This window comes from Spiroplasma sp. DGKH1 (assembly GCF_040940205.1).
Taxonomy (GTDB): domain Bacteria; phylum Bacillota_I; class Bacilli_A; order Mycoplasmatales; family Mycoplasmataceae; genus Spiroplasma.
Genome location: NZ_JASTWG010000009.1, coordinates 1 through 12,885 on the forward strand (window position 1 = coordinate 1; position 12,885 = coordinate 12,885).

General features: G+C 30.0%; 18 protein-coding genes. 1 reads left to right on the plus strand and 17 read right to left on the minus strand.

The window, feature by feature from the left end:
* Window positions 1–91: 91 nt before the first annotated feature.
* The 3 genes from QPK10_RS06380 to QPK10_RS06390 form a co-directional block, all read right to left on the minus strand.
* The gene (locus tag QPK10_RS06380) at window positions 92–370 is read right to left on the minus strand and encodes a hypothetical protein (protein WP_368487170.1); all 279 of its coding nucleotides are present in this window, start codon (window positions 368–370) and stop codon (window positions 92–94) included.
* Window positions 371–508: 138 nt separating this feature from the next.
* Complete coding sequence (locus tag QPK10_RS06385; RefSeq protein WP_368487171.1) at window positions 509–1,300, minus strand: hypothetical protein; 792 nt, start codon at window positions 1,298–1,300, stop codon at window positions 509–511.
* A gap of 225 nt (window positions 1,301–1,525) precedes the next feature.
* Window positions 1,526–1,852 (minus strand): DivIVA domain-containing protein, encoded by a 327-nt coding sequence (locus tag QPK10_RS06390; protein ID WP_047791712.1) that lies wholly within the window; start codon window positions 1,850–1,852, stop codon window positions 1,526–1,528.
* Between the two features lie 71 nt (window positions 1,853–1,923).
* Between QPK10_RS06390 and QPK10_RS06395 the strand changes: the two genes are divergently transcribed.
* Window positions 1,924–2,433 (plus strand): Holliday junction resolvase RecU, encoded by a 510-nt coding sequence (locus QPK10_RS06395; RefSeq protein ID WP_368487172.1) that lies wholly within the window; start codon window positions 1,924–1,926, stop codon window positions 2,431–2,433.
* Here the strand turns inward: QPK10_RS06395 and QPK10_RS06400 are convergent.
* From QPK10_RS06400 to eno, 14 genes are all read right to left on the minus strand, one after another.
* The gene (locus QPK10_RS06400; RefSeq protein ID WP_368487173.1) at window positions 2,408–2,968 is read right to left on the minus strand and encodes a DnaD family protein; all 561 of its coding nucleotides are present in this window, start codon (window positions 2,966–2,968) and stop codon (window positions 2,408–2,410) included. The two genes, QPK10_RS06395 and QPK10_RS06400, sit on opposite strands and share 26 nt — an antisense overlap.
* Window positions 2,969–2,993: 25 nt before the next feature.
* Window positions 2,994–3,266: an HU family DNA-binding protein gene (locus QPK10_RS06405; protein WP_025317657.1), complete on the minus strand. Its 273-nt coding sequence runs from the start codon at window positions 3,264–3,266 to the stop codon at window positions 2,994–2,996.
* A 155-nt stretch (window positions 3,267–3,421) separates the two neighbouring features.
* Window positions 3,422–4,261, minus strand: coding sequence for an aldose epimerase (locus QPK10_RS06410; protein ID WP_368487174.1), 840 nt, complete (start codon window positions 4,259–4,261; stop codon window positions 3,422–3,424).
* Window positions 4,262–4,334: 73 nt separating this feature from the next.
* Entirely contained in the window at window positions 4,335–4,997 is a 663-nt protein-coding gene (gene deoC / locus QPK10_RS06415; RefSeq protein WP_368487175.1) for a deoxyribose-phosphate aldolase, read from the minus strand.
* A 17-nt stretch (window positions 4,998–5,014) separates the two neighbouring features.
* Complete coding sequence (locus QPK10_RS06420) at window positions 5,015–5,977, minus strand: Gfo/Idh/MocA family protein (protein WP_368487176.1); 963 nt, start codon at window positions 5,975–5,977, stop codon at window positions 5,015–5,017.
* Window positions 5,978–6,102: 125 nt separating this feature from the next.
* A complete protein-coding gene (locus QPK10_RS06425) occupies window positions 6,103–6,783 on the minus strand; it encodes a lipoprotein (protein WP_368487177.1) in 681 nt (226 codons plus the stop codon).
* A 61-nt stretch (window positions 6,784–6,844) separates the two neighbouring features.
* The gene (locus QPK10_RS06430) at window positions 6,845–7,426 is read right to left on the minus strand and encodes a hypothetical protein (protein ID WP_368487178.1); all 582 of its coding nucleotides are present in this window, start codon (window positions 7,424–7,426) and stop codon (window positions 6,845–6,847) included.
* Between the two features lie 14 nt (window positions 7,427–7,440).
* Window positions 7,441–8,160 (minus strand): 16S rRNA (uracil(1498)-N(3))-methyltransferase, encoded by a 720-nt coding sequence (locus QPK10_RS06435; protein ID WP_368487179.1) that lies wholly within the window; start codon window positions 8,158–8,160, stop codon window positions 7,441–7,443.
* A gap of 7 nt (window positions 8,161–8,167) precedes the next feature.
* Complete coding sequence (gene coaE, locus QPK10_RS06440; RefSeq protein WP_368487180.1) at window positions 8,168–8,743, minus strand: dephospho-CoA kinase; 576 nt, start codon at window positions 8,741–8,743, stop codon at window positions 8,168–8,170.
* A 56-nt stretch (window positions 8,744–8,799) separates the two neighbouring features.
* Window positions 8,800–9,489, minus strand: a complete 690-nt coding sequence (locus QPK10_RS06445; RefSeq protein WP_368487181.1) for a GDSL-type esterase/lipase family protein — start codon at window positions 9,487–9,489, stop codon at window positions 8,800–8,802.
* A gap of 53 nt (window positions 9,490–9,542) precedes the next feature.
* Complete coding sequence (locus tag QPK10_RS06450; RefSeq protein ID WP_368487182.1) at window positions 9,543–9,902, minus strand: hypothetical protein; 360 nt, start codon at window positions 9,900–9,902, stop codon at window positions 9,543–9,545.
* A 23-nt stretch (window positions 9,903–9,925) separates the two neighbouring features.
* Complete coding sequence (locus QPK10_RS06455) at window positions 9,926–10,576, minus strand: ECF transporter S component (RefSeq protein WP_368487183.1); 651 nt, start codon at window positions 10,574–10,576, stop codon at window positions 9,926–9,928.
* A 22-nt stretch (window positions 10,577–10,598) separates the two neighbouring features.
* Window positions 10,599–11,174 carry a hypoxanthine phosphoribosyltransferase gene (gene hpt / locus QPK10_RS06460; protein WP_368487184.1) on the minus strand — a complete coding sequence of 192 codons (576 nt, stop codon included), beginning with the start codon at window positions 11,172–11,174 and terminating at the stop codon, window positions 10,599–10,601.
* Window positions 11,175–11,327: 153 nt separating this feature from the next.
* Window positions 11,328–12,701 carry a phosphopyruvate hydratase gene (eno, locus tag QPK10_RS06465; RefSeq protein ID WP_368487185.1) on the minus strand — a complete coding sequence of 458 codons (1,374 nt, stop codon included), beginning with the start codon at window positions 12,699–12,701 and terminating at the stop codon, window positions 11,328–11,330.
* Window positions 12,702–12,885: the final 184 nt, after the last annotated feature.

A 12,885-nucleotide genomic window follows, 5' to 3' on the forward strand; every position in this document is an offset into this window, starting at 1 on the left:
ATAAAAAGAATACCTTTCAATAAAATTATTACACATAAACTTATTTTTTACGTGTCTATTTTATTTTAGATATTCAATATTATCACTATTTTTATTTTGGCAAATTTTCCATTTTACAATAGATTAAATATTGCACTCCAAACTGTTGCTCAAGTAGTGGATTGATTTCTTTAAAATGCTGAGTAATTAAACTGTTAATTTGGTCCTCATAAAAGTGATCGCCAACTAATAGTCCTTTCTTTTCAAAATAATTACATAAAAAATATGTTATTTTAATCTTTAAGTTAATAAGTTCACTAAGGGTTAATTGTTCATTAAGTTCTTCTGCACACATATTTTGTGGTTCCTTACTATATAAAAATGCCAACATAATAAGAATTCTTATTAAGTCGGCATTTTAAATACTCTCTTGACTATTAATTTTGATAATTTAATAATATAATAGATTAATTATTAAATATAAAGAACCCACCACCTTTTTTAATACAAAGAAAATGTTTTAGAATAATTAATGCTTTTTGTTATGGTTTTGAATCATTAATAACTCATGATGGAGTTTATTAAACGTATCAAAATCAATTGATAATAACATTAACTCTTGCACTTGGTAAGCAAAAGAACGAATAATTTGAAAATAAGTTTTATTATCATTACTATAGAAAGAATTGACATCTGGGGTTGGGGTTAACATAATTGGCCAACTAAAATGTTCATAATCAGCATTGGTTAGGCGTTGGTTGGGATTAATTGTTTGCTGTTCCACAATTGATTTTAAACTACTCCGATATAATTTTATTAACTTATTTTTACGTTGTTCATAATCTAAAATTTCAACAAAATGGTGGTATATAAACTTAATTTCTTTGTTATTGATTGTTTCGAGTTTAAATTTAGTAAGAACCTTAAAATTATTAGCTAAATACTCATCAGCAATTTCAACTAGCTTGTGATGATAAATATACTGGATTACATCATATTTTAACCATTTTAATTCTTTAAAATTGACTAAATAAGGATGAGTCAAAAAACTACTCATTAAGTTTGTTGTTAAATACTTTTGACCAATTAGTCATAATTTCAAAAATTTCTGGTGGTGAATTTTCGTTTTAAAAATAATGTGGTGAAAAAATCAATCCGTAATGTTAACAATTACTTTCATAATATCTTGGTAATTGGCAAAATTATCAATTAAATTCTGGTTGATTTCACAGTTATCATTAGCAACGGCCGAATTAGAGTAATCTTTACAATTAAAATTAATTAATAAATTATTATTTTTCTTAATACGAAGTTTTTTCATCTGTGACCTCCTTGGTGATAATTGATAAGTTACATTTTAATTTTTTTAATAAAAAATTGAATTTTCTAAAGATAATAACCTCGTTCTTGTTTGATAACCACACATTATTATCAATAACTTCCACACGGTTTTCATAACCTACCACATATTTTTTCTAGCTATTTAATTATACTAATTTTTAAAGAAAAAATGGGATAAACGCAGAAAAAAAATAAAAATTAATAACTAATCGTTATTAATTTTTCCTTCTAAATTATGAATTCTTTTAATTAAATCTGCTTTACTAAATCCTTCTTCTTCTAATTTTGCTTTTTGGGCTTTTGTAACATCTAATTTAGCTTTGAGAACTTCATTTTTCTCTTGTAAATCAGTTAGTTGTTGTCGTAAATATTTAATTTCTTTATTATACTCTTCAGCCATATTTTCAAAAACTCGATAATCCGTGGCGATCATATCTAGAAATAAATCAACTTCTTGGGGGTCATAACCCTGGTAGTCAACTTGAAACTCCTTATTAACAATATCAACGGCTTTTAATTTTATACTTTTCATTTTTTATCACCTCTTTTAAAGGAAACATCTGTTTTAAATGTTAAATATCAATTGAAGAAAGGACTGGTGTCATGATTTTACCAAATAACCGGGGGATGTTTTTGGAAGAACTCATTAATTATACCATTAATGATTATCGCAAGCGTAACCTCGCCATCATCTATAAACGACCCGTGGAGATTATTCCGGTTGTGAAAAATGGCAACCACATTAGTAAGGCTTATTTTAAAGAAAAATCAACATGTGACTATTATGGTTTATATCAAGGTACGTATTTAGAATTTGAAACAAAAGAAACTAATCAAACAAAATTTAATTTAAATTCTTTAAAGCAACATCAATTTAAACAACTAGAACTTGTTAACTTGCACAAAGGTATAAGTTTTATTATTGTTTATTTTCGCTATTATGACCGTTATTTTTTATTGCCATATCACGCCTTAAACAATTGAATAGTAATGAACACTACCAAACAGATTCCACTGCAATATTTTGAAGATAAGGGCTATGAATTATCAATATCTTATCCATCGTTGTTAGATTTTATCCATATTCTTAATCGGTTAATCAGTTATATTTAGTTAATGATTTTGGCTTATTATTAATATAAGCATCAATGTATTTTACTAACTCATGAAAAGTAATTTTATTATTTTGATGATTATTAATAATTAATGTCAGTTGAAAATCAGAAATTTCGCGGTCTAAATATTTATTTAAGGTTTTTTTATTATCATCTGTTAATGGTTTGGCTAAAATATTATTAATTTGTTGATATAAGAACTTCCGTTCCACATTCATTTCATTGTTTTCAATGATAATAATAATTTTATTAAAAATTGGTGACAAATCCATTTCTAAACCACTTTTTTTCATTTTAATATTAATAAAACCTTGTTGTTTTAATTGATCTAACATTGTTTTCGCTTTTTCTTCTGTAAAATTTGAATGCGTAGCTATTTCTAAGGGGGTAATAAATCTTTTATCAGAAGAAGAACAGTTCATAATCAACATGATTAACACTAACTGTTCTTCTGATAAATTTATTAACTTGTAATGATCCAGTAAGAATCTTCACTTATTGATACTACCTTTGTTAAATAAACTATTTAACATTGTTTGTAATTATATTCAAATTAAATTAGTTTAATGCATCTTTTAATTGTTTAGCTGCTTTAAATTTAGCTGCTTTAGATGCAGGAATTTTGATAGTTTGCCCAGTTGCTGGGTTTCTTCCATCTCTAGCTGCCCTTTCAGAAATTGAAAACTTTCCAAATCCAGCAATTGATACTTCTTGTCCTTTAGTTAAAGTATTTGAAATTTTTTCAAAAATGAAATTAACCATTCTTTCACCATCGGCTTTTGATGTATTAAATTCTCCAGCTAGTAATTCTGCTAATTCTTTTTTTGACATAATTTTCCACCTCTTCTAATTTAAACCTTATATTTCGTAGGTTTATGTTATTTTACATTATTTTTTATAAAATGTATATAAAATATAGAAAAAAAGACACTTTTTAAAAAATAATTTTTATGTTTAAAAATTAAAAATAACTAGGAAAAACCTGGTTATTTTGCAATTTCAACTTCTAATAAATACTCTTGGTTATCATTTTTCCGCAAGAGATTAATCCATGGTTTTTCATCCAGCGGTGTATTTTCATAATTAACAACATCCTGGTGACCATCCCATGGTTCCACACAAATAAATTTCGCCTCATCATTACATTTTCAAATAACAACATTTGGATAACCAGTGGTACGAATCTTAATAACCCGGTTCGGATCAACTACTAAAATATGATCAGTTGACTGGTTAAATAAGGCATAACATTGTGATTTTGAAAAATCATACTTATCTAAAAAGATTTCATTAATGTTTTCGGTTGGTGAGTCCGCCGTTAAAAAATTATCTAGTGGCACATGGGTTAAAGTTTGTGGCCGGTCGAAAATTACTTTTCCTAAATGATCATCACAGATAAAGGCGGGATGTCACCCAAAATTGTAAGGTAATTTTTCACTCCCACTATTAACAATATTAACTTTATTAAGTAACTTATTACCTACTAACTCATATGTAACATATAAAATAAATTTAAATGGATACTGGTCTTGAATCTCATCAGTGCTTTCATAGCGCACTGTCAAAATTGTTGATGAATACTCAACAACTTCTCAATTAGTAATACTACGAAAAAAACCATGACCATTCATTGAATAAGTTTGACCATTATAACGATATTGATTATTAATTAATTTACCGGTAATTGGAAAACAAATTGGTCATGATTTTTTTCATACATTATCTTTTTGATAAACATATTCTTTATTGCCTTTTTTTAATGATACTAGTTCAAATGGATCTTTGCTAACTTGGGCGGTTAATTGACCATTATCTAGAATATACATTTTTCCCCTTCTCTCTATTTTTCTTTACCATTATAATACAAAAAAAGCCAAAGCGGCTTTCTTTTTCAATAAATTAATATCCAGTTTGGTGGCTTTCTCCTCTAACAATTGCCACTCCCCCGCTAGTTCCGATTCTGGTTGCTCCTGCTTCAATCATATTGATAGCATCTTCTTTTGTTCGCACCCCGCCCGCGGCTTTCACTTGGTAGTTATCACCAACTGTTTTTTTCATTAAGCGCACCGCTTCGACAGTAGCACCACTTTTATTAAATCCAGTTGAAGTTTTAACAAAATCAGCTTGCGCTTCCATTGCTAATTGACAAGCTTTGACAATTTCTTCATCAGATAATAAACTAATTTCAATGATAACTTTTAAAATGCGATCACCGGTTGCTTTTTTACAAGCAGTAATATCATTTAAAACTAGGGCATAGTCTTTTGATTTAAAAGCCCCAATATTCATTACCATATCAATTTCATCTGCCCCGTTATTAATAGCATCATTAATTTCAAACGTTTTAACCGCGGTAGTATTTGCTCCTAATGGAAACCCAACTACTGTACAAACCTTCACATCACTATCTCGTAATAAACTTGCTGCTAAACTAACATTTGTGGGATTAACACAAACTGAGGCAAAATCATATTCTTTTGCTTCAGTACATAATTTAATAATATCCTCCATTGTTGCTTCTGGTTTTAACAAAGTATGGTCAATATATTTATTTAACTCCATCACATTTCCTCCTTATGTTATTCGTTAATATTAACTAATTCTAAAACTCTAATTGCTTCAATTGTTAAATCTAATAATCGTCGCATTTCGTTAATATCATTTACTTTAATTATATTGATAAATTTCTTTAATTCATAGACTATTTTGTTTTTATTTCCCTCTTCAGTAAATAACTGTGTTGTTTCATCTTGAAAACGATCATAAATTGCTAAATTACTTAGCATTGTTAAATGATCAAATGTAATCGTGTAATCATAACTTAAAATTTCGCTTTTACTAACCCCCGTGGCCGCTTTAGAACAAACAATATTAGTAATAATATCATTTTCATGTCGCATAATTACGACGTTATTAATATCAACATTGTTTTTTAACTTATGACTCATTGCTTTAACTTCTTTTACTTTTCCAAATAAGGCAATTGCTAACTCCACAGGGTATATTAAAGCATCATATAAAGAACCCTTCCCAAGATTTTCGTCAAAAACTGAATGATATTCATCAATTAAAACTTCTTTCATCCGACTTGAATATTTGTTTCAATGAAAACTGGCAATAAAAGGCTTAATTTTATTAACATTTTCACTTAAAACTTCATATTCTGGTAAATGAATTGGCTTAAAAGCTTCCATTAAAATAACATTATTTACGAGAGCAACTTGTTCTAAATCGTGGGCTTCCTGAGCACTAAAAGCGAGCGGTTTTTCTAAAAAAACATGTTTTTGTTGTTGTAAAAAGTATTTAGCTTGTTGGTAGTGTAACCCGTTGGGAGATGCAATATAAATTGCATCAATATGATCTAACATATCTTCAAAAGTAGTTGTCATCCGCACTTGCAAGTTATTTTTTAAAGAGAAAATCTTGGCTTTTTCCATACTGCGTGAATAAAGACAACTTAACTCAATATCTTTAATTTGCCGAGCAGCATCAATAAATTCAGTAGCAATATTACCAGTACCAATAATCCCAAATCTTAACATAATTTCACCTCTTATCTATTATTCTATGCTATATTTATCAAAATCACAAAAAAGTATTTTAAATCTTCCTAAGAGAAAGAAAAAAACATTTTAACAAAATGTTTTTATGCTTTAGTTATTAATAATTAAGCGGTAGTTTTAATCTTAAACGTAATCTTATCATTAATACTTTTGGCATTGAAGAATTGTGAAGTTCCGTTGATTTTCACAATATATTTAGTAGCATCATTAGGGTCAAGCGCACCGGTTAAACCAGCAGTATCAAAATAAGTATCCAGAGCATTGGGTCCAAAAAGTTGTTTCGTAGCAGCTGTTTTTAATTTAGCCAGATCACCCTTATCCGCTTCAGCAACTTCAACCACTTGGCGACTAGCAGGTAGCCATTCTTCTAAATAAGGTTGTAAGTTAACATCCTTTCATTCAACTTGACCGGTAAAACCACTCACATTCGGTTTTGCTTTAAAGTTAACTGTTGCATCTGTTAAATTAAGGATTTTATCAACAAGAACAGGAGCTGATATGTTAACTTCAACTTGTGATCAGTCAAAATAATTACTATAAATGGCTTGAATTGCCGCTTCTAATCCCCGAACAAAATCAGGATCAGCATCTTGCCCATAAACACCGTTGTAAGTTAAATTAAGTTTTCCATCTTTGGTTACTTGATCATAAGTTAACTTACTCAAATCAATTCCTGAGGCAACTGGGCTGGAACCCCCACCTCCAGGTGGAACACAAGCAACAACTGAGGTTGCACTAATTGTTGCAATTGAAATCGCTCCTAACATTGCTAATATTTTCTTCATATCGAAACTCCTTCTCAAGATGTGGCACTTTAATGCTTCATATGTTAATAATTATAACCTATTATTCTGGTTTGTCATCCTCTAGGAACGGATTAATTGGTTTTGAATCCGCAGAAGAGTTATTTTCAACAAGGGGAGGATTTTTTTTATTTTTTAATTCTAACTGTTCTTTTTCTCATTCTTCCGAAGCTTTTCATTTTTCTTTGACTAAGAAGATTTTTTCTTCAACCCGAACAATTGATTCCAAGACAGACACGGCGATGGTTGCCACAAAAACAATTGGGAACCACACATACCAAAAAATACAAATTCCCTTGGGAGTTAAAACATGAGTGTTTCCTAAAATTGTATAAAATAATGTAAACCCAAAAATAAAATATTGGGTAATATAGAAAATATACATAAATAAAGTATGTTTTCTAGTAAATTGAAAGGTTGTTTTTTTAATTTCATGCGCGCGCACCACATGGTATAGCACAAAAATTGCGATCGCAAAACCAATTAACACATAGGTAATTTTATAACCCGTATTGGCACTAACATCCCATTTTTGCATTCCTAAAATTAAAAAAATAACCAATAAAGCTGAATATAATACTATATTTGCAATACTAACTAATGATTTGATGGTAATTGCTTTCATTTTTTCCCCCTATTTTAAAGTTCTTTCTCATATATAATAGCAGATAATAAAAAGATTGGTGCAGTTTCTGCTCGTAAAATTCGTGGCCCTAACGAGACACTTTGATACCCCATTGCTTGGAGTTCTTTAATTTCGCCAGGGTCAAACCCACCCTCTGGACCAACAATGACAGTAATGGAATGATAGTCTTGCGTTAAAACCGTTGACAAAGAATTCACAAAATTTTCATTTTCATAACAAACAATATTTACATCACTTAAATATGATTGCAAAGTTGTGAGATTATTACTAATATTAGCAATTGTGGGAATTGAATTCCGATACGATTGCTCACTTGCTTCTTTACAAATTTTTTCTCACCGTTTAATTTTACTAGCATTATTTTCGTTGGCAAGGTGGACAACACAACGTTTAAATTCAAAAGGAACAATTTGGCTAACCCCTAATTCAGTTACTTTTTGCAACATTAAATCCCATTTATGGCTGCGAATTAACCCAGCAACTAAGGTAATTTTAACTTGGGGATCATGGTTTTGCCCTAATTCACTAATTTTGGTAATTACTAGTTGTTGGTTATTAAGATAGGTAATTGTCGCTAAATAATGGTGCTGTTGATAAATGCAAATAATTTGCGCGTTATTTTTTAATCGTAAAACATTTTTAATTTGATGTAAATCAGCATTTTCCAAATAAAATTGATTATCAACTAACCTTGTTGCAAAAAACCGGTGCATTGTTATCTTAAGACTCCTTTAAAATTTTCGTCATGACCTTATCTAATTTATTATACAATATTTCTTTTTCATTCGTGGTATGAATTGTAATCTTATGCGGATTTTTCCCAAATAATTGCTTTTGAATTTTAATAATATTTTTTGTTTGGTTTTTACTTTTTCCATCACGCGCTGAAACACGAGTGTATAAAACTTTTTTAGGAGCAGTAATAAAAATTTTATAATCAAACTTAATTTTAAAAGCATTCAGGGTTATTGCTTCGATAATAACATTACTATCATGGTACTGTTTTAATAATTGCAGGGTTTGATTTTCAACTAAGGGCCATACAACCGCGTTTAAATCATGATTATCTAACTGATTGTTAAAAATAATATCACGTAAGATCTCTTTATTAATTTGATTATTTTCATTAACAACATTATTATATTTTTTACGTAAATAGTTTATTACAACTGGATTTTGCATACATTCTTTAGCAATAAGATCAGCATTAATATATTGAAATTGATACTTTTCAACTAAATATTGACTAGCAGTTGTTTTGCCACTACCAATATAACCATAAATCCCTATTATCATTAACATAACCTCATTTCTTTTAACGTGATAATGCTTGTTAATAAAGTTAATATTAGTTATTTATTTAATCTTAATAAGTCTTGGTTAGTAATAATATCAAAAATGGCTTGGGCAACAGCTGGTGTTTCCGTGGGAGTATAATGAACCCCATCATATTTTACCTGGTCTTCAGCCCCGGGATTAGCAACTGCTTGCAGGTTTAAAACCGGAATGTTATATTTACTAAAATAGTTTTCATAAGCATCTGGTAAACTAGTTAGTAACTCCCCATCATTTAAAGTAATTGCTTTCGGAGGACAAATTACTAACACCTTGTAATCTGGTTCTTCATAATTATCAACATACAAATTTTTCATTCCCTTGATAATATCATGTAAACTCGTAACAATTTTTTCTTCAATATTAAAATCATGCAAGTTATTATATTTAGCATACGCATCATAACCAAAATAATCATTTGTCCCTAAAAAAATAATAAATAAATCAAAGGGTGAGGTTTTACCATATAAAGCACGTAAGTTATCCATTGCATTATCTTGGGGAAAACCAAAATCAACTAAGGGCTTCACAATTGTTCGCCCTGGTTGCGAATCAGTTCTAATTTCAATATTAACTGGTTGATATTCTTGAGCTAATAAATCAGCTAATTTACTTGGTCAGTTATCGCCAACTGCCATTTTCCCTTCCCCCATCGGTAAATACCCATAAGTTAACGAGTCACCAAGAATTGTAATTTTCTTTGTCATAAGGTTTCCTTCTTTCTTTATCATAATTAATATTTTATCTTATTTTTATTTATTTAGGGTTTTACGCGTAGCATTTTTTGGAAAAACTCAATTACTCATACTAGTCCAAAAAAACTAGCTAGGGAAATTACTGCATTTTGGCCATTCATAAAAAACTTAACTCCCGAATAAATTAAAAAGAATAATGCAATAAACAGTGAGGCAAAAATTCACAAGAGAATAATTAAGATGATTACTGCTCATTCTCAATAGTTTCTTTTTAGTTCATTATTTAACTCTTCGGGAGTGCGAAAACGCGCTAGCAAATATCCAAGTGGTCATGTAATAATAAACCATAAGTATGATAAGGGAATTAATAAAATAAAAATTACTACTTTTGCTAAAGTATCATTTTGTTGGTTAGTTGTATTCAAACAAATCATCTCCTCTTATATTTTTAACTATACAACTTTCGAAGCGCATATGCTACGGGGGGAAAGATTAAAATTACTAAAATTGTTTCTGGTAAATAATTAGTTGCTAAAATAATTCAGGTAAAGGCCTTAAAAAAAGCAGCGTGTTCAGGTTCAGGGTATACCAAAGGGCCAATAAAATACATAAAAACTAACACAAATAAGGTATTGAATGACGAAGTACTAAAGGCAATTATTAAATTAAAAGTTTTTAAATAGTGCTTCTTAAACCATGTTAAATGAACATAATCATTATGATAAATTTTTGCTTCCACACAATCACTAACTTTATTAAAACCATAGGCAATTGCTCCCACACAGAAGCCCATTAAAACCCGGGGAACAATTGAAAACAAGGGATTAATAAAAATAAAGGCGGTTGGCCCAGGGTATAATAGTTCTTGGACTAACGAAGTTAACCCAAAAACTAACCCGTAAATAACTCCGGCTACAATTAAATTAACATTAACCGTTAAATATAAGGCATATGTTCCAATAATAAATAAAATATGCATTAACGTTAATTTAACAGCCCCGACATTAATATAACCAAGGGATGGAACAAGACAAAACAACAAAAAAATGGAAATAATAATACCATTAATTGTAATCATTCTTGTTGTGATCTTTTTCATTAATTTAATCTCCTACATTATTTTACCACTTTCAAGTTTTAATTTTGTCAGTATCAGCAATTGCCACATAGGGTAAATTACGTAAGCGTTCTTCATAATCTAGGCCAAACCCAATTAAAAACGCATGGGGAACATCAAAACCAAATCAGTCCGGTACCAAGTCTACTTCCCGTCCGGCTTTTTTATCTAATAAAGTAACAACTTTAACCGATTTCGCGCCTTTTAAAATTAAATAATCTTTAATCATTTTAATGGTTTTCCCACTATCAATAATATCTTCAACTAATAAAATATCGCGTTGATCAATGGGAATTGGTAAATCAAGAACAATTTTGGGCGCCCCATTACCCTTAACCCCACCAAAATATGAGGATACCACCATATATTCGGTCTCACATTCAATTGTTAAATGGCGAATAAATTTTGCCATAAACGGAATGCAGCCTTTTAATAATCCTAAACATAAAATTGTATTATCTTTTAACTTATGTTCTGGTTGCGAATAATACGCACTAATTTCCGCTCCTAACTCTGCACAACGGCGGTCAATTTGCTCTTCTGATATTAAAATTTCTTTTACCAAGGGATGAATCATCATGGATTTTTAAACCTGCCTTTTCTTTTTTGGAATATTCCAATTATATATAAAAAACAACGACTTTAAAAGATAAAGTAACCAAAGAAATTAAAATATTTGAAGAAAAAATAATAAAAACATCTAAGAAAATTCTTAGATGTTGGAAATTAAATATTATTTAAAACTTTCAACATGTTTTTTTAAATTGTAGAAAGTTTTAATACCATCATATTCAGCTGCTTGGCCTAATTCATCTTCAATTGCTAATAAACGGTTATATTTTGCAATACGGTCACTTCTTGACATACTTCCAGTTTTGATTTGTCCGGTATTTAAAGCAACCGCTAAGTCAGCAATTGTAGTATCTTCGGTTTCTCCTGAACGGTGTGATACAACTGCTGTTCATCCTGCTTTTTGTGCTAATTGAATTGTATCAATAGTTTCAGTAACTGTTCCAATTTGGTTTAATTTAATTAATACTGAGTTAGCTGCATTTTTAGCGATTCCTTCAGCAGTAATTTTTGGATTAGTTACAAATAAGTCATCTCCGACAATTTGGATTTTGTGACCCATTGTTTTCACTTGTAATTGGAAACCATCCCAGTCAGCTTCCGCTAATCCATCTTCAATTGAAATAATTGGGTATTTATCAACTAATTTATCTAAATAAGCAACCATTTCTTCAGTAGTCATTGCTCATTCTTGCCCGGTTACTTTTTCAATTTTTTTAAAGTGGTATTTTTTGTCATCAAAGTATAATTCTGATGAAGCACAGTCCATTGCAATCATTACCCCATTTTCACCTGGTTTGTATCCTGCTTGTTGAATAGCTTCAACAATTAAGTCTAATGCTACTTCAGCAGGAGTATGGGCTTTAAAAGTATCTAAATTTTGGTTTTCATAAGCTCAGTTAAAGTGTGGAGCAAATCCCCCTTCATCACCAACTGCGGTAATGTCACCTTTATCATGTAAGATTTTTTTCAAAGTGTGGAAGATTTCTGCTGATCATCTTAATGCTTCACGTAAAGTTGGGGCTCCCACTGGCATAATCATAAATTCTTGGAAGTCAATTGCACTATCAGCATGTTCTCCTCCGTTAATAATATTTAACATTGGAACTGGTAATTTTTTAGCATTAACCCCACCTAAATAACGGTATAGTGGGATTTCTAATTCACTAGCTGCTGCTTTGGCAACGGCCATAGAAACTCCTAACATTGCGTTAGCTCCTAAGTTTTTTTTGAAATCAGTTCCATCTAAAGTAATCATGATATTATCAATTGCAACTTGGTCGGTAACTTCTAGCCCAACAATTGCATCGGCAATTTTAGTGTTAACATTATTAACAGCTGCTAAAACACCTTTCCCTTGGTAACGTGATTTGTCCCCATCACGTAATTCTAAGGCTTCACGGCTACCTGTTGATGCTCCTGAAGGAACCATCGCTGATCCATAACCACCAAACTCAGTTCATACTTCAACTTGAACTGTTGGATTTCCCCGTGAGTCTAAAACTTCACGAGCGTAAATTTTTTCAATTTTTGACATTTGTATATCTCCTTTTTCCTAACCATTTAATTATAAATATTTACTACTTTATTATATTACTTGAACTTAAAATGTAAACCTACGAAGGCAAAAAAATGTAGTTTTTACTAATTTTTAAATAAATTAAACAAAGATAATATTTAAAAATTCACAAAATTTTGACTTAGTTGATATGCTATATTAT